Origin of the sequence: uncultured Flavonifractor sp. (assembly GCF_944385615.1) — a bacterium.
Taxonomy (GTDB): Bacteria; Bacillota; Clostridia; order Oscillospirales; family Oscillospiraceae; genus Flavonifractor.
This window is the reverse complement of record NZ_CALWXV010000019.1, coordinates 26052-42936: the sequence shown is the minus strand read 5'-3', so window position 1 is coordinate 42936 and position 16885 is coordinate 26052. Positions and strand designations below refer to the sequence as shown.

At 61.5% G+C, this 16885-nt stretch carries 17 protein-coding genes; 5 read left to right on the top strand and 12 right to left on the bottom strand.

What is annotated here, in order from left to right:
• On the top strand, positions 1-203 hold a 203-nt coding region (locus tag Q0J75_RS06815; protein WP_297198611.1), incomplete at its 5' end, for a DUF4368 domain-containing protein.
• A gap of 109 nt (positions 204-312) precedes the next feature.
• Here the strand turns inward: Q0J75_RS06815 and Q0J75_RS06810 are convergent.
• From Q0J75_RS06810 to Q0J75_RS06790, 5 genes are all read right to left on the bottom strand, one after another.
• On the bottom strand, positions 313-2127 hold the full coding sequence (locus Q0J75_RS06810; RefSeq protein ID WP_297198619.1) for an ABC transporter ATP-binding protein: 1815 nt from the start codon (positions 2125-2127) through the stop codon (positions 313-315).
• Between the two features lie 35 nt (positions 2128-2162).
• Positions 2163-4325, bottom strand: coding sequence for an ABC transporter ATP-binding protein (locus tag Q0J75_RS06805; RefSeq protein ID WP_297198607.1), 2163 nt, complete (start codon positions 4323-4325; stop codon positions 2163-2165).
• A 12-nt stretch (positions 4326-4337) separates the two neighbouring features.
• Positions 4338-4808 carry a MarR family winged helix-turn-helix transcriptional regulator gene (locus Q0J75_RS06800; protein WP_297198604.1) on the bottom strand — a complete coding sequence of 157 codons (471 nt, stop codon included), beginning with the start codon at positions 4806-4808 and terminating at the stop codon, positions 4338-4340.
• Between the two features lie 166 nt (positions 4809-4974).
• Positions 4975-5358, bottom strand: a complete 384-nt coding sequence (locus Q0J75_RS06795) for a RidA family protein (protein ID WP_297198601.1) — start codon at positions 5356-5358, stop codon at positions 4975-4977.
• 38 nt (positions 5359-5396) lie between these two features.
• On the bottom strand, positions 5397-5693 hold the full coding sequence (locus Q0J75_RS06790) for an STAS domain-containing protein (protein WP_297198598.1): 297 nt from the start codon (positions 5691-5693) through the stop codon (positions 5397-5399).
• 282 nt (positions 5694-5975) lie between these two features.
• On the opposite strand from Q0J75_RS06790, the gene Q0J75_RS06785 reads away from it, so the two are divergent.
• On the top strand, positions 5976-6230 hold the full coding sequence (locus tag Q0J75_RS06785; protein ID WP_297198596.1) for an Ada metal-binding domain-containing protein: 255 nt from the start codon (positions 5976-5978) through the stop codon (positions 6228-6230).
• A gap of 98 nt (positions 6231-6328) precedes the next feature.
• Here Q0J75_RS06785 and Q0J75_RS06780 read toward each other — a convergent pair whose 3' ends face one another.
• The 3 genes from Q0J75_RS06780 to Q0J75_RS06770 all read right to left on the bottom strand — a co-directional run bounded on the left by Q0J75_RS06780 (position 6329) and on the right by Q0J75_RS06770 (position 9043).
• Positions 6329-6664: a hypothetical protein gene (locus Q0J75_RS06780; RefSeq protein ID WP_297198593.1), complete on the bottom strand. Its 336-nt coding sequence runs from the start codon at positions 6662-6664 to the stop codon at positions 6329-6331.
• A 165-nt stretch (positions 6665-6829) separates the two neighbouring features.
• Positions 6830-7630, bottom strand: coding sequence for a DUF975 family protein (locus Q0J75_RS06775; protein ID WP_297198590.1), 801 nt, complete (start codon positions 7628-7630; stop codon positions 6830-6832).
• Between the two features lie 258 nt (positions 7631-7888).
• Positions 7889-9043 carry a toxic anion resistance protein gene (locus Q0J75_RS06770; RefSeq protein WP_297198587.1) on the bottom strand — a complete coding sequence of 385 codons (1155 nt, stop codon included), beginning with the start codon at positions 9041-9043 and terminating at the stop codon, positions 7889-7891.
• A gap of 158 nt (positions 9044-9201) precedes the next feature.
• Between Q0J75_RS06770 and ilvA the strand changes: the two genes are divergently transcribed.
• The 3 genes from ilvA to recR all read left to right on the top strand — a co-directional run bounded on the left by ilvA (position 9202) and on the right by recR (position 11933).
• Positions 9202-10422 carry a threonine ammonia-lyase gene (gene ilvA, locus Q0J75_RS06765; RefSeq protein ID WP_297198584.1) on the top strand — a complete coding sequence of 407 codons (1221 nt, stop codon included), beginning with the start codon at positions 9202-9204 and terminating at the stop codon, positions 10420-10422.
• A 258-nt stretch (positions 10423-10680) separates the two neighbouring features.
• Entirely contained in the window at positions 10681-11328 is a 648-nt protein-coding gene (gene rpe / locus Q0J75_RS06760; RefSeq protein ID WP_297198581.1) for a ribulose-phosphate 3-epimerase, read from the top strand.
• 2 nt (positions 11329-11330) lie between these two features.
• The gene (gene recR, locus Q0J75_RS06755) at positions 11331-11933 is read left to right on the top strand and encodes a recombination mediator RecR (protein ID WP_297198579.1); all 603 of its coding nucleotides are present in this window, start codon (positions 11331-11333) and stop codon (positions 11931-11933) included.
• Positions 11934-11985: 52 nt separating this feature from the next.
• Here the strand turns inward: recR and Q0J75_RS06750 are convergent, their stop codons facing one another.
• From Q0J75_RS06750 to Q0J75_RS06735, 4 genes are all read right to left on the bottom strand, one after another.
• Complete coding sequence (locus Q0J75_RS06750) at positions 11986-13791, bottom strand: substrate-binding domain-containing protein (protein ID WP_297198577.1); 1806 nt, start codon at positions 13789-13791, stop codon at positions 11986-11988.
• A 162-nt stretch (positions 13792-13953) separates the two neighbouring features.
• Positions 13954-14994: an alcohol dehydrogenase gene (locus tag Q0J75_RS06745; RefSeq protein ID WP_297198575.1), complete on the bottom strand. Its 1041-nt coding sequence runs from the start codon at positions 14992-14994 to the stop codon at positions 13954-13956.
• A 12-nt stretch (positions 14995-15006) separates the two neighbouring features.
• A complete protein-coding gene (locus Q0J75_RS06740; RefSeq protein WP_297198573.1) occupies positions 15007-15564 on the bottom strand; it encodes a prolyl-tRNA synthetase associated domain-containing protein in 558 nt (185 codons plus the stop codon).
• Positions 15565-15567: 3 nt separating this feature from the next.
• On the bottom strand, positions 15568-16851 hold the full coding sequence (locus Q0J75_RS06735) for an O-acetylhomoserine aminocarboxypropyltransferase/cysteine synthase family protein (RefSeq protein WP_297198571.1): 1284 nt from the start codon (positions 16849-16851) through the stop codon (positions 15568-15570).
• Positions 16852-16885: the final 34 nt, after the last annotated feature.

The following is a 16885-nucleotide window of genomic DNA, read 5'->3' as shown; positions in this document are numbered from 1 at the left end:
TTATCTCCCTGGCAAAGCGGTACACAGACATCCAGGAGCTGACACCGGAGCTGCTGCGGCTGTTCATCCGAAAGATCGTGGTACACGAAAAGGACGTAAAGTGGAGCAAGCACGCCCAGCAAACAGTGGAGATCCACTACAATGACATTGGCTGTGTGGAACTCACCCAGCCGGAAGGTCAGTCCACCACCAAGGGTTCGTGAGACAAAAAGAAGTCCCCGGCAGATACTGCTGTAGCAATATCTGCCGGGGGTTCAGACACCTGCAAAGTTACCCCTGTCAGGGGGCACCAAAAGGCGGCCACTTCTTGTATTATTCAGACTCCCCAGTCTCCTCGAACTGGGCGTTATACAGTCCGGCGTAGAAGCCCCCCTTGTCCAGCAGCTGCTGGTGGGTGCCCTGCTCCACGATGTCGCCGTCCTTCATCACCAGGATCAGGTCGGCCTCCTTGATGGTGGACAGCCGGTGGGCGATGACAAAGGAGGTGCGCCCCTTCATCAGGTTGCTCATAGCGGCCTGGATCAGGTGCTCCGTCCGGGTGTCCACCGAGGAGGTGGCCTCGTCCAGAATCAAGATCCGGTTGTCTGCCAGAATGGCCCGGGCGATGGTGAGCAGCTGCTTCTGCCCCTGGGACACGTTGGAGGCGTCCTCGTTGAGCTCCATCTGATACCCGCCGGGCAGGGTCTGGATAAAGTGGTGGACGTGGGCGGCCTTGGCGGCGGCAATGACCTCCTCATCGGTGGCGTCCAGCCGTCCATAGCGGATGTTCTCCATGATGGTACCCTTGAACAGCCAGGTATCTTGAAGTACCATGCCGAAGGCCTCCCGCAGCTTGGTGCGGTTGAAGGAGCGCACATCATGGCCGTCCACCAGGATGGCCCCCGAATCCACATCGTAAAACCGCATGAGCAGCTTGACTATGGTGGTCTTGCCCGCGCCGGTGGGGCCCACGATGGCCACCATCTGGCCCGGCTCCACCTTGGCGGAAAAGTCGTGGATGATGGTCTTTTCCGGCACATAGCCGAACTTCACGTGGTTAAACTCCACCGCGCCAGTGAGCTGATCGGCGGGCACCGGGCAGGCGTCGAGCTGCTGCTCCTCCTCTTCGGCCAAGAATTCAAAGACCCGCTCGGCGGCGGCGGCCATGGACTGGAGCATGTTGGACACCTGGGCGATCTGGGTCACCGGCTGGGTGAACTGCCGCAGATATTGGATGAATGCCTGGATGTCGCCCACGGTGATGGCCCCGGCCACCGCCAGCATGGAGCCCGCCACCGCCACCGCCACATAGCCCAGATTGCCCACAAAGGTCATAATGGGCTGCATCATACCGGAGAGAAACTGGCTGAGCCAGGCAGACTTGAAGAGGACGGCGTTGGTCTGGTCAAACTCCCTGACCACTTCCTCCTCCCGGTTGAAGGCCCGCACCACGCTGTGGCCGGAGTAGGTCTCCTCCACCTGGCCGTTGATCTTGCCCAGATATTTCTGCTGGGCCACAAAGTATTTCTGGCTGTGCTTCACCACCAGCATCACCAGCCCCGCCGACACCGGCAGGATCACCAGGGCGATGAGGGTCATCAGCGGGGAGATGGTAAGCATCATCACCAGCACGCCGATGAGGGTGGTCACCGAGGTGATGAGGGTGGTCACCGACTGGTTTAAGCTCTGGCCCAAAGTATCCACATCGTTGGTGATGCGGGAGAGCACCTCGCCCACAGTGCGGGACTCAAAGTACCGCATAGGCATCCGGTGAATTTTTTCCGAGATATCCCGCCGCAGTCCATAGCAGGTCTTTTGGGTCACGCCGCTCATGATCCACCCCTGAAGCAGGGAAAATCCGGCACTGATGAGGTAGAGCACCAGCAGCAGGGCCAGAATCTGGCCGATCTTGCCGAAGTCAATGCCGCCGCTCCCCTGGACCTTGGACACCAGGCCGTTAAAGATCTCGGTGGTGGCCTGAGAGAGCACCTTGGGCCCCACAATATTGAAGATGGTGGAGCACACGGCAAAGATACCCACCAGCCCCAGCTGAAGCTTGAAGCGCCCCATGTGGGAGAGCAGCTTCTTTACCGTGCCCTTGAAGTCTTTGGCCTTTTCGCCGGGCACTCCCGGTCCCCGATGGCCCATGGGGCCCCGGGGACGGGCTGAAGTTTGATGTTCACTCACGCGCCTGCACCTCCCAATTCCGCGTCTGAAAGCTGGCTCCGGGCAATCTCCTGATAGGTGGGGCAGCTGGCCATCAGCTCCTCATGGGTACCGATGCCCGCCACCTTTCCCTCATCCAGCACCACAATCTGTTGGGCATGGAGAATGGTGGAGATACGCTGAGCCACGATGATGACGGTAGCGTCCTTCACCTGCTGGCTGAGGGCCCGGCGCAGGGCGGCGTCGGTCTTGTAGTCCAGGGCGGAGAAGGAGTCGTCAAACAGATAGACCCTGGGCTGCTTTGCAATGGCCCGGGCGATGGAAAGCCGCTGTTTCTGGCCCCCCGACACATTGGAGCCCCCCTGGGCGATGGGGGACTGATAACCCTCAGGCTTGGCCTGGATGAAGTCGTCGGCCTGGGCGATGGCGGCGGCTTGGGTCATGGCCGCATCGGTGATATCCGCCCCGCCGAATTTCAGGTTGCTCTCAATGGTGCCCGAGAAGAGCACCCCCTTCTGGGGCACATACCCCAGCAGATCATGGAGCTTGTGGAGGGACAGGTCCCGGATATCCACCCCGTCGATGGTGATGCGGCCGTAGCTCACATCGAAAAACCGGGGGATCAGGTTGAGCAGCGTGGACTTGCCGCTGCCGGTGGAGCCGATGATAGCGGTGGTCTCCCCCGGCCGGGCGGTAAAGGAAATGTGCTCCAGCACGTCGGCCTGGGCGTCGGGGTAGCGGAAGGACACGTCCTCAAAGCACACCTCGCCCCGCCAGTCCCCCTTGCTCTCGTCCCGGTTTTTGTCGGGGGCGGGGTCGTGGATGGACACCGGGGTGTCCAGCACCTCCTGGATGCGCTTGGCGGACACGCCCGCCCGGGGCAGCATGATGGACACCACCGAGATCATCAGGAAGGCCATGACGATCTGCATGGTATAGGTGATAAAGGCGATCATGTCGCCCACCTGCATGGTGCCCAGATCCACCCCGTGGGCCCCCGCCCACACGATGAGCACCGAGATGCCGTTCATAATGAGCATCATGGCGGGCATCATCATGGACATGGTGCGGTTGGTGAACAACTGGGTGCCCATCAGATCCCGGTTGGCCTTGTCAAATCGCTTTTCCTCGTATTCCTCCCGGCTGAAGGCCCGGATGACATTCAGGCCGGTGAGGATCTCCCGGGACACCAGATTCACCCGGTCGATGAGGGTCTGCATCTTCTTGAACTTGGGCATAGCTACCGTCATCAGCACCACAATGAGGGCCAGCAGCACTCCCACCGCCACGCCGATGATCCAGCCCATACCGGTGCGCGTGGTAGCCACCCGCACAATGCCGCCAATGCCGATGATGGGGGCGTAGAGCACCAGCCGCAGCAGCATGACCACCACCATCTGGATCTGTTGAATGTCGTTGGTGGACCGGGTAATGAGGGAGGCGGTGGAGAAGCGGTCGATTTCGGCACTCCCGAAGGACACCACCTTGCGGAATACCTGGCTCCGCAGCTCCATGCCCACGCTGGCCGCCACCCGGGAGGCCAGCATACCCGCCGTGATGGCGGCGGCCACCATCAGCAGAGTAAGGGCCAGCATTTTCCCGCCGGTTGTGAGCAGATAGGTCTGCTGGAGGGCGTCCAGATCCACCCCCAGGGCCTGATACTCCTGCCGGACAAAGAGAATAGCCATCTGACTGGTCATAGTGTCGGCCGCGGCGCCGTACTGATCGGTCATGGTTTCCATCTGGGTGCGGAGCTGGATCTTGAAGGTCTCACGGTCCACCCCCACCTGCTCCGATTGCTGGATCAGGACAGAGGGCTCCATCCCCTGCTGACCCATCTGATAGAGGGCCACCATAGGCATACTCAGCGCCTGGTCCAGCCGGTCCAGGGTGGCACTGTCCGACACGGTCAGCCGGGCGGTACCGTCCTCTATGGCGTAGGCCCTCCGGAGCAGAGCCTCGTCCTCGTTGCTTAAAAAGAGGGTGAGGGCCTCCAGGGTGGTATCCCGCATCTGGTTGGGGGTCACACGCTCCACACCGCTCTGCTGGATGCCCACGTCCACAATGTCCGACGTATACTTGGGCAGAGTCAGGTCACAATAGGCCTGCACGCACAGCAGAGCCAGGATGAGCGCCACCATCCCCACGTGCTTTTTCAAATATCGCAGGATATTCAGCATGTCGTTTTCTCCTTATTCCACAGACATGGTTTCCCGTTCCTCCAGAACGGTCTTGGTAAGGCGGTCCAGCTGGGCCATCAAGGCTTGCAGGGCATCTTCTCCCATCCGGGCCACCACCCGCCGGGCCAGCTCCTCCATCTGCCGCTGGTTGGCGTCCAGCAGGTCCCGCCCGGCCTGGGTCAGCACCACATAGGTGGTGCGCCGGTCGTGGGGGTTGGTCTCCCGCCTGGCCAGTCCCTTTTCCTCCAGCTTCCGCAGGGTGCGGGATACCGCCGGAGGAGAGGCATGGGTACACTGGGTAAGCTGTGAGACATATACTCCGCCCTCCGGCGTTTCCTCCCGATCCCGAATCAGCCGCAGCATCCAGAACTCCCCCATGGGCAGCCCGCCCATAGGCAGGCTGTGTCGGATCTGTGCCAGCCGCCGCAGGGCTCCATTGAGCTGCTCCACCAGGTCGTCCCCTTGGCGCTCTGCTTCCTTCATTTCATCACCCCTTTAATTATTAACCTAGTTATCTATTAACGTGACAATTATCATACGACCCTCTGCCTCAAAAGTCAAGGGAAATTTGAGACCCGCCAAAACATGGAAAAAGGCCGCCCATAAAGGGCGGCCTTTGGGATTATTGGTTTCTTTCCATTGGGGCCGGTCACCGCTTGACGGCGGTCACCGCGATCTCGATCTTGCACTGGTCGGCCAGCCCCACATTGCCGTAGCATAACCGGGCAGGCATACGCTCCGGCTTGAAGTGGCGCACATACTCGGCGTTCATCTCATCCCGCTGGTCAAAATCCCGCAGCAGTACGTCTACCCGCAGCACATGGTCCATGTCGGAGCCGTAACGCTCCAGCAGCGTCTTCAGGTTGGTGAGCACTTGATTGGTCTCAAAGGCAACGCTGCCATAGGCCAGCTCCTGGGTTTCCAGGTCCTCGGACACCAGGCCGGAGAAAAACAGATATTTCCCCTCCGACACCACCAGGTCGGAATAGGGCGCCTCCTGGTCGTCCGTAAAACGAATGTATTCCTGCTCCATCCTCTCTATCCCCTTTCCGGACGGTTTGCCCGCAATCCTTACTGAATGTCCAGAATGTCCACAAAGCCAGTAATCTCAAAGACCTCCATAATGGCCTCGCACACATGTGTGACCGTCATGTGGCCCTGCTTGTTCATCTGCTTCTGGGCGGCGAGCACCACCCGCAGGCCCGCGGAAGAGAGATAGCACAGCTGCTCCATATCCAGAGTCAGGTCGCTCACCCCGTTCAGGCTTTCCTTCAGCACCGCCTCCAGCTCCGGCGCGGTGGTGGTGTCCAAGCGGCCCTCCAGCTCAATGGTCAGCTTATTCCCTTCGTTGCGCTTGGTAATGGTCATTCTCGATTTCCTCCTGTTTCTATGCTCCGGGCCACCGGGGCCCGGCTGCCGAACTTTCTTCTATTGTACCGTATTCGGGCCGTTCCCGCAAGCATGGGCCGGGCTCCTACAGGTAAACTTCTCTATTTCATGGGTCTTTTTTGTAAAAATAAGGTATATTTGCATTGTTTCTTACAGTTTAAAAGGCCTCAATTCCCAAATCGACACCGTTCGCCCCGCTTCGTCCCACTCCCTGGCTATGATAGAGACATCTCCCACGTCACTTTGTCAGGAGGTGTTTGGATGCGGCAGGCCCTTTCCGCCGGACTGCTGGCCCTGGTCCTGGCCCTGACGGCGGGGTGCGGCACATTTGCCGCTCCCCCGGTCCAGACCGCCCAGCAGACCACCTATATCCTCAATCTCAGCACCGGGAAATTCCACCTCCCCGCCTGCCCCAGTGTAAGCCAGATGAAGGACTCCAATAAGCTGGCTTTTACCGGCAGCCGGGAGGACCTGCTGGCCCGGGGGTATTCCCCCTGCCTGCGGTGTGGTCCTTAGGCCTTGGTTAAACATCGTCAATACATGAAAAGAGCCGCAGGTCCGGGGCAGAATAACAGCCCCAGACCCGCAGCGGGCCCAGCCAGAGACAAACCGCTTCAGTCAGCCTTTTCAATGGAGACGATCACCGGCGTGGAGTCCTCCACGCCCAGCTCCCCAGTGTAGGTCACATCGACGCTGTCCCCCTCGGCAAAGCCGTCCAGGATGGCTTTGTCGGTATAGTCCATGATCTGATACTCGCCGTCGTCGGTGAGCAGCACCAGATGGTTGCCAATACGGTTGATGATACCGTGGACCACCTTGTTCTCCTCTTGCTGAGCGGCGCCGGAGGCGGCGGGTTTGTCGGCGGCGCTGCCGCCCCCTGTGCCGCCGCAGGCCGTCAGGCACAGGGCCGCCAGCACCAGAGTCATCGCCATACATACCAGTCGTTTCATTTGGGTTCTTCCTTTCGTTGTTTGGTGATGGACTGTTCCTGTTATTTGACTCCGGAGGATCACAAATAGTTGTCGGTCCTGCCGAAAAAGATCTCCAGATCTTTTTCGGCAGACTGGAAAAAGGCCGCCTTCCGGCGGCCTTTTTCCTATTCTACCATATTATGTTTATAACACGCTGGGCCGCTCCGGGTAGGAGCCGTATACCTCCCAGTGGTAGAAATTGGCCTCGGCACACCCAACGTAAGGGGCCAGCCACAGGTTCAGAATACCCAGGGTAAAAATGGACAGGATCGACCAACCCAGGAAGGACATGTCCTGTACAAACAGCGCCCCGGTGACCCCCCGCATGGTCTCCCGGCTGGAGCGGATGGCCTCCAGTACCCCCATCTCCGGGTGGTCCAGCAGGAAGTAAACCGCCAGCCGGTAGCGGTAGGAAATATAGATATTCCACACCACCAGGGACACAATCCCCATAAGAACAGCCAGCCCGCTGCCCAGAAATACGCCCACAAGTACAAAGACCACGTAGACGGCAACGCCGATGAGCCCCCACAGGAACTGGAACAGCGCCACCAGGAAGTTCACCCCCAGCGCCCGGCCCATGGAATAGAAGCCGTCCAGCAGATTGCGGTAGCTGGGGCCCTCCCGCCGGGTCAATCGGAGGCAGTAGGAGGTGTAGCCGTATCTCATCACCCAAAAGTACAGGTTGAGCAGCAGCTCCATCAACAGGAGCACCGCCATTCGGCTGGGGGTAAAGATGGCGCTCATAATCTCATCCACGGGATAGTTGGTCTGGGTCAGATAATAATAGGCAGCGTCAAAGGGGTTGGATACAAAGCTCATCACCACGTTGCCCAGCACGCTGGTCAGCAGCAGATAGACCAGCGATACCAGCATGGGGTGGGGGTAGGCCCCCCGCATCGCGTCCCGAGCCAGCCACTTGGACTGCGGACGGTTATATCCCATCTCATTCCCTCCTGATTCGTTTGAGTTGAGGAAATGATACCACATCACCTTTCAGATTGCAAGCCGGGCAGCAGGACCGTAAAGCTGACCCCGCCGGTGCGGTTGACCGCCCAGCAGCGGCTCTCATCCTCCACCACCAGAATGTGGTCGGCCATGTCCCTCTCCTCCTTTCACAGACAGGATAACAGAAAGTTGTGTCCGTTTGATGACAAAAGGGGCTGTTGCGCGATTTTGCAACAGCCCCTTGTTCCATTCAACTCAGCCCCGCAGCTCCAGCAGCTTCTGCTTCAGCTCGCCTTCGATTCTTCCCAGCTCGGCCTCGGCCTCCCGGCGCTTCTGCGCCCCCTCCTGCTGGATGTGCATCACCTCGTCCAGGGTGGAGATGAGCTGCTGGTTGGTGTGCTGGAGGGTCTCCATATCCACCACAGACCGTTCGGCCTCCCGAGCGGTGTCCAGAGTGCCCATCTTCAGCAGGTCGGCGTTCTTTTTCAGCAGTTCATTGGTCATGTTGGTCACCGCGCTCTGGGCGGCGGTGGCCTGGCGGGAGTGCTCCAGCCCCAGTGCCAACACCATCTGGCTCTTCCACAGGGGGATAGTATTTACCAGGGAGGACTGGATCTTCTCCAGCATCAGGGTATCATTGTTCTGGAGCAGACGGGTCTGGGGACCCATCTGAATGGAGATCATCCGGGTCAGCTCCAGATCGTGGATCTTCTTCTCAAACCGGCCGCACATGTTGGCCAGGTCGTTGTAGGCCTGGGCGTCCTCCTGGGCACCGCTCTGGGCCGCCCGCTGCCGCAGGGTCTCCAGCTCCCCGGCGCGCACCTGGTTCAGCCGCTTCTTGCCCGCCAGGATATACATGGTCAGCTCTTTATAATATTTGGTGTTGAGCTCATACATCTGGTCCAGCATGGCGATGTCCTTCATCAGGGTCACCTGATGGTTCTCCAGCACCGTCACGATCTGGTTGACGTTGGTCTCGGCCTTGGCGTAGGCGGTCTTCATGGCCTCCAGCTGATTGCGCTTTTTCTTGAAAAAGCCAAAGAGGCCCTTCTCCTCCTCCTCGCCTCCAAAGCCCTTCAGCTCCACCACCAGAGAGGCCAACGCCTCCCCCACTTCACCCAGGTCCTTGGTGCGCACCGCGTTGAGGGTGTTTTCGGAAAATCCGGCGATATTCTTCTGGGCTGCCGCGCCGTACTGGAGCACCAGGTTGGTGTCGGTCAGGTCGATCTTCTGGACAAAATCGTCCACCATCTTCCGCTCGGCCTCGGTCAGCCTGCTCTCGTCCAACTGGATCGCCTGGGCCTCTTCATCTGCGGCGGCCAGTTCGGTCTTGGGGGCGGTCTCCACCACGGGCGCGCTCAGATCCGGGGTCAGGGTCAGCTCCGGGGTAAACTCCATCTTGTCAGCCATGCCTACATCCCTCCGTATTTCATACCAATAAAATCGGTGCTGTTCTCCCCGTCATTGTACCGTTCCCCTCTTCCAGTGTCAAGAACACGTTGACTTTCCCCCAAAAAGTCAGTATCATTAAGGACATATTCCGATTTGTAGAGAGGAAGTCTGTCCCCATGCTCACCCTGAAAGAATTTAAAGAGGCCCGCAGCGTGCTGTCCGGCGTGATCCGCAGCACCAGTCTGGTTTACAGCCCCGCCTTTTCCAAGGCAACCGGCAACCATGTCTACATCAAGCCGGAGAATATGCAGGTCACCGGCGCCTACAAGATCCGGGGCGCCTATTATAAGATCAGCACCCTGTCGGAGGAAGAGAAGGCCAAGGGCCTGGTCACCGCCTCCGCCGGCAACCACGCCCAGGGCGTGGCCTACGCCGCCCAGCAGGCCGGCGTGTCCGCCACCATCATTATGCCCACCACCACCCCCCTGGTAAAAGTAAACAACACCAAGGACTACGGGGCCAAGGTGGTGCTCCACGGCGAGACCTTCGACGACGCCGCCGAGCTGGCCGCCAAGCTGTCAGCCGAGGAGGGCCTGACCTACGTCCACCCCTTCAACGACCCGGCCATTGCCACCGGTCAGGGCACCATCTCCTATGAGATCTTCCAGGACCTGCCCGACGTGGACGTGATCCTGGTGCCCATCGGCGGCGGCGGACTGGCCACCGGCGTGTCCACCCTGGCCAAGCTGCTCAACCCCAACGTCACCGTCATCGGGGTGGAGCCCACCGGGGCGGCCTCCATGAAGGCCAGCCTGGACGCGGGCCATGTGGTCACCCTGGACAAGGTGGAGACCATCGCCGACGGCGTGGCGGTCAAAACCCCCGGCGACCAGATCTTCCCCTACATCCAGAAGAACATCGACGACATCATCACCATCGACGACGACGAGCTGGTGGACGCCTTCCTGGACATGATGGAAAAGCACAAGATGATCGTGGAGAACGCCGGCCTGCTGCCCATCGCCGCCCTGAGCCATCTGAAGTGCAAGGGAAAGAACGTGGTGCCTGTCCTCTCCGGCGGCAACATGGACGTCATCACCGTGGCCAGCCTGGTGCAGCACGGCCTTATCAACCGGGGCCGGGTGTTCACCTTCTCGGTGCAGCTGCCCGACCGCCCCGGCGAGCTGCTGCGGGTGGCCCAGATCGTGGCCGAGGCCAACGGCAACATCATCAAGCTGGAGCACAACCAGTTTGTCAACATCAACCGCCAGAGCGGCGTGGAGCTGCGGGTCACCCTGGAGGCCTTCGGCCACACCCACAAGCGGGCCATTCTGGACGCCATGCGCGCCGCCGGCTACAAGGCCCGGGAGTGCCACACCAACGATTTCTATAACTAAGAAAGGCTCCCAAAAACCAATTGTGTCCGGGAGAGCCAAGGCTCCCCCGGACACTATATGATGCGGCCCGCGATTCCAGGGCATGGCCCGCCGGGCCGGCAGCCCGTGGGCGCGCAGGGGGAGCGGCGGGGGCCCTGGGCGGCATCCGCTTGCTGTATCTTATGTGGCTCCCGCCTCCTTTGACCCGGCCCCCCGCCTGTCCCCGGACGGGCTGTTCCGCCAATCTGCCCGATCTTTTTGACTATGGAGTGGTAAAAGATGATTAAAATTGCCCCTTCTATCCTCTCTGCTGATTTTGTAAACCTGGAGCGGGACATCAAGCGGGTGTCCTCCGCCGACTGGCTCCACGTGGATGTGATGGACGGCTGCTTTGTCCCCAACATCACCATCGGGGTGCCGGTGGTCCAGTCCATCCGCAAGTGCACCGATATGTTCCTGGACGTCCACCTGATGATCGACAAGCCGGTGCGCTACATTGAGGCCTTCGCCAAGGCGGGGGCCGACCTGCTGTCGGTCCATCTGGAGGCCGACCACCCCACCCGCATCGCCGAGGCCCTGCGGCTCATGGAGCAGTGCGGGGTGAAGAAAGCGGTGGCCCTGCGGCCCATCACCGCCGCCAGCGCCATCCTGCCCTATCTGGAGGAGCTGGATATGGTGCTGGTCATGACGGTCGAGCCCGGCTTTGGTGGACAGGCCTTTATGGAGCACCAGCTGGACACCATCAGCCAGGTCCGCGCCCTTATCAACCGCTATAACCCCGCCTGCCGGCTGGAGGTGGACGGAGGCGTCAGCCCCAAGACCGCCGGTAAGGTCATCGCCGCCGGAGCCGACACGTTGGTAGCGGGCTCTGCGGTCTATGGCGCGGCCGACCCGGCGGCAGCCATTGCCGCGCTGCGGGAGGGGTAAGGATGCAGTACTTCCCCCCCGCGCTGGAAACGCTGGTGGAGCAGTTTGCCCGCCTGCCGGGCATTGGCCGCAAGAGCGCCCAGCGGCTGGCCTTTTACGTCCTCTCTCTGCCGGAGGAGGACGCCGCCGCCTTTGCCCAGGCCATCACTCAGGCCAAGGAGGCCATCCACTGCTGCCCGGTGTGTCAGAATTTCTCCCAGGGGGACGGGCTGTGCCCCATCTGCCAGGACCCCAAGCGGGACCCCTCCCTGGTGTGCGTGGTGGCCGACCCCAAGGACGTGGCCGCCATGGAGCGTTCCCGGGAGTACCCCGGGGTGTACCATGTGCTCCATGGGGTGATCTCCCCCATGAACCATGTGGGCCCCGACGAGCTGCGGGTAAAGGAGCTGGTGAGCCGGGTGGCCGCCGGTGACATTACCGAGGTCATCATGGCCACCAACCCGGACACCGAGGGGGAGGCCACCGCCATGTACCTCTCCCGTATCCTGCATCCCTTCGGGGTAAAGGTCACCCGGCTGGCCTACGGCATTCCGGTGGGCAGCCACCTGGAGTACGCCGACGACGCCACCCTTATGCGGGCCCTGGAGGGCCGCAGGGAAATCTGAGCATATCAAAAAATGGAGTGCCGGGGCGGCACTCCATTTTTCTTCCACGAGTTCACAGCAGCCCCTTGGCCGCCGCCACATCGGCCTGACTCAAAGCCCCGAACCCGGCGTTGGTCACCAGGGCCTGGCCCTCTTCGGTGAGCAGGTAGGCGGCCAGTCTCCGGGCGGGGGAATCCTCCAATTCATCGGACCGGAATACCAGATAGTTGTATCCAGCCAAAGGATAACTGCCGTCGGCAATGGTGGCCTCCGACGGCGTCACCCCGTCCACCGCCAACAGCTTCAGGTCGCCGCCGGAGGAATCCCCCAGCAGCCAGTAGCTGTTGACATAATAGTAATACACACTGTAGCCCATGGCGTAGGCCAGGGGATCGGTGGTCATGGCCTCGGCCACATCGGTGAGGGCGGAGGACATGGCATAGGAGGTAAGCACATTGTTTACATCGGGACTGAGGGACAGCTTGCCTCCCTCCAGGAAATACTGCTCCATCAGGGCGTGGGAGCCGCTGTCCGCGTTGCGGCGGTAAGGAAGCAGCCCAGCGTCCGGCCCGCCCACCTGGCTCCAGTTATCGTACTTGCCCCACACATAGATGTCCTGGATCTGCTGCCGGGTCAGGCCCTCGATGGGGTTTTGGGCGTTGGTAAAGAAGACCATGGCGTCGTAGGCGATGGGGATACAGGTCAGCTCCACCCCCGCCGCCTCCGCCTGGGCTTTCAGATCCTCCGAGGGCAGGGTGGCGGCGAAGAGGGCATCCACCTCCCCGCTGATCAGCCGCTCATAGGACTCATGGCTCTTGGAGTGGCTGTCCGGGAACTGGGGATGCTGTTCGTAGTTGTAGAACAGTGCGCCATACAGGGTGGTGGTGTAGGGATAGGTGGAGGTGGAGCCGTCCACCACTGGCATGGTCTGGTCAAAGCCCAGGTCAATGGCGGTCTGGGTGGGATACCAGGGCAGATATTGACGGGCGTTGTCCATAAAGGTGATGACCTCCCCCCGGGTAGCCGCCTGATCCCACTGGGCCAGCCACTCGGTGCCCATACCGCCATAGATCGGGTCCTCTTCCCCGGTGTCCTGAGTGGTGAAGATGCCCAAGGCTCTGTCTGAGGCAAAGGCCAGATAGGCCCCCAAAGCCCAGTCGGGAATCTGACCGGCATCCGCCAGAGAGAGGCCGGCCCGGTCTCCCTCCTCCGGGATGGTGACCCAGCCCACATATTCTATAGCCCGGGCCAGCAGGACGGTGATCTCTCCCCGGGTCACCAGGTCTGTGGGGTTGAAGCTGGTATCCGCCGCGGCGATCCCTGCCGCCCGGGCGGCGGAGACGGCCTCATAGTACCAGTCCTCCGGGGATACGTCGGCATAACCGGGGTCTCCGGCGGGTTCCAGGCTCATCAACCGGCAGATCAGGGTAACGGCCTCCGCCCGGGTGATGGGCTGGTCCGGGTTCAGGTTTCCCGCCCCGTCTCCCGTCACCACCCCACGGAGATACAGCGCCTCCGTGCCGCCGGGAGGATAATAATAGGAATGGTCCTGCCACACCTCCACACAGTCGGGGAAGCGGTGCTCCTCCCCCACATAGACCTCCAAGGGCCGTTCGGCTTCCTTGGCGGGCAGGGTGGCAAAGAGCCAGCCCCGCTGGTAGTCGCTGGTGAGGGCCACCGGCTCCCCAGTGTCGGCGTACCGCACCAGCAGGCGCTGGGTATCGGTCCAGTCCATCTCCTCCCCCGCCGGGTAGGGCAGGCGAACCGTCACATAGTTTCCCCCCGGCTCGGTCCGTTTCCATAGCTCCGTCTCTTCCGCCGCCAGAGCGGCGGGACACAGCAGGGCCAGACACAGCCCCAGAGCAAGCAGGCGTTTCATCCTCCACACTTCCTTTCCAAAGACGTTGTCGCCTTCCGTTGTGTACCCCTATTATACCAAATCTCTCCCCGGAAAACGTGACAGTTTTATCACAAAAGAATTGCATTGGTAACAAAAAGCGCATGGAGAAGTTGGTTCCCTTCTCCATGCGCTTGCTGCGTTCTATTGCGGTCCCTCAATGGCCACCTTGACCACCCCGTCCCGCCGGTGCTCGAACAGGTCATAGGCCTCCCCGATGCGGCTGAGGGGATAAGTATGGGTGATGAGGGGTGTGGTGTCCAGCTTTCCCTGGGCGATGAGGGCCAGAATGTCCCCGCAGCGGCACCCATCCACCCCGCCGGTCTGGAAGGTCAGGTTCTTGCCGTACATCTGGGGCAGGGGCAACATCTGGGGGGCATCGTACAGGGCCACCACCGTCACCAGGGCGTTGGGCCGGGCGCATTTCCAGGCCAGCTGGAAGGTGTCCCCGCCCCCCGCCACCTCCAGCACCACGTCGGCCCCGCCGTGGGCGCTGTGGGCCAGCACAAAGGCCTCCGCCTCCTCCGGTCCTACTGTCCGCACACCGGGGTAATGGGCCTCCACAAAGGCCCGGCGCTGGGGGTCCTTCTCGCACAGGATGATCTGTGCGGGCTCATGGAGCTGGACGCATTGGAGGGTACACAGTCCGGTGGGACCGCCGCCGATAATCAGTACCGTATCCGCCCGACCGATGCGGGAGATGTCTGCCGCCCAGTAGCCGGTGGCCAGAATATCCCCCACAAAGAGGGCCTGCCGGTCGGTGACCCCCTCCGGGATCTTGTTCAGTCCCTGGTCGGCGTAGGGCACCCGGACATACTCCGCCTGGCCGCCGTCGATACGGCAGCCCAGTGCCCAGCCTCCGTTGGGGTTGGTGCAGTTGTTCACCCAGCCGTGCCGGCAGAAGAAGCACTGTCCGCAGAAGGTCTCCACGTTGACTGTCACCCGGTCGCCGGGCTGTACGGTGGACACTCCGGCTCCCACCTCCTCCACCACACCCACCATCTCATGGCCCACAGTGATGCCGGGCACCGCCCGGGGCACCGAGCCGTGCTTGATGTGCAGGTCGCTGGTGCAGATGCTGGACAGGGTGACCCGGACGATGGCGTCCCCATCCCCTTGCAGTTGGGGCTTGGGCTTGTCCAGCAGGGCAAATTCCCCCTGCCGGAGATAGGTATAGGCCAGCATGGCCCTCCCTCCTTACTCTTGTTCCGGCCAGGGCAGATCCACAAACACAGGCTGGTGGCCCACCGCAGGCAGAAAACGGTCCAGAAAATCTGTGCGCTTCAGCCTCAGGGTGGAGGTGGAAAAGCAGGGGTGTCCGCTGATGGATTCCCCCTCCAGCAGCTCTCTGTCCATCACCAGCTGGACCTTGCCCTCCTTGTCGTGCATCAGCTCAAAGGCGCTGGCCGAACCGGGGGCGGCCCCCAAAAGCTCTTTCATGTGCTCCCGGGTAGCGAAGGACAGCCGGGCGCAGCCCAGCTGGGCGGTAACGTCCTTGGTCTTGAAGGGCTTGTCTCCCGGCATCATCAGCAGGTAAAAGTCGGTCTGCTTCCGGTTGGTCAGAAGCAAGTTTTTACAGATCGGGGCCCCCAGCACCGCCTCTACCGCCTTGCAGTCCTCCATGGTGTTGGCATATTCGTGGTCACACCGGGTATAGGGGATGCCAAGCTCATCCAGAAAGGCGTATACCGCCATCTCGTTGGGATCCCGCTCCTCCGCCGGGGGGCCGCTGTAAACAGTCTGGTCTACCCACATGGCTTACATCTGCCCCAGGGCCTTTTCCACGTCCTCCAAGATGTCGTTGACGTCCTCAATGCCTACGCTGAGGCGCACCAGGTCGGGGGATACTCCGGCGGCGTGAAGCTCCTCGTCGGTCATCTGCCGGTGGGTGGTGGAGGCGGGGTGGAGGGTGCAGGTCTTGGCGTCGGCCACGTGGGTGGCGATGGAGGCCAGCTCCAGCCCGGCCATGAACTTGGAGGCCGCCGCCCGGCCACCCTTCACACCGAAGGACACCACGCCGCAGGAGCCGTTGGGCAGGTACTTCTTGGCCCGCTCGTAGTAGGGATCTCCCTCCAGACCGGGGTAGCGCACCCAGGCCACCTTGGGGTGGTCCTTCAGGAACTTGGCCACCGCCAGGGCGTTTTCACAGTGCTTTGCCACCCGCAGGGGGAGGGTCTCCAGGCCGATGTTCAGATAATAGCAGTTCTGGGGGGAGGGAATGGCCCCCAGGTCCCGCATGAGCTGGGCGGTTGCCTTGGTGATGTAGGCCCCCTCCAGGCCGAATTTCTCGGTGTAGGTGATGCCGTGGTAGCTCTCGTCGGGGGTGGTGAGGCCGGGGAACTTGTCGGCGTGGGCAGTCCAGTCGAACTTGCCCGAGTCCACGATAGCGCCGCCCACAGCGTTGGCGTGGCCGTCCATGTACTTGGTGGTGGAGTGGGTGATGATATCCGCCCCCCACTGGAAGGGGTTACAGTTCACCGGGGTAGCAAAGGTGTTGTCCACAATGAGGGGCACCCCATGGGCGTGGGCCGCCTTGGCAAACTTCTCAATGTCCAGCACGGTGAGGGCCGGGTTGGCGATGGTCTCGCCGAACACCGCCCGGGTCTCAGGCCGGAAGGCGGCCTCCAGCTCTTCCTCAGTACAGTCGGGGTCCACAAAGGTGAAGTCGATGCCCATCCGCTTCATGGTGACGGCAAACAGATTGTAGGTTCCCCCATAGATGGAGGAGGAGCACACCACATGCTCTCCGCAGGAGACGATGTTGAAGATGGCATAGAAGGAGGCCGCCTGACCGGAAGAGGTGAGCATGGCGGCGCTCCCCCCCTCCAGGGCGCAGATCTTGGCGGCCACATGGTCGTTGGTGGGGTTTTGGAGCCGGGTATAGAAATAGCCGCTGGCCTCCAGGTCAAAGAGGGCCCCCATCTGCTCGCCGGTGGCGTAGCGGAAGGTGGTGGACTGAATGATGGGAATGTTGCGGGGCTCTCCGTTGCCGGGAGTATAACCGGCGTGGATACACTGGGTTGCGATGCGGTGCTGGCTCATGGGCTGATTCTTCCTTTCTTCGCGTGGGGTTTGC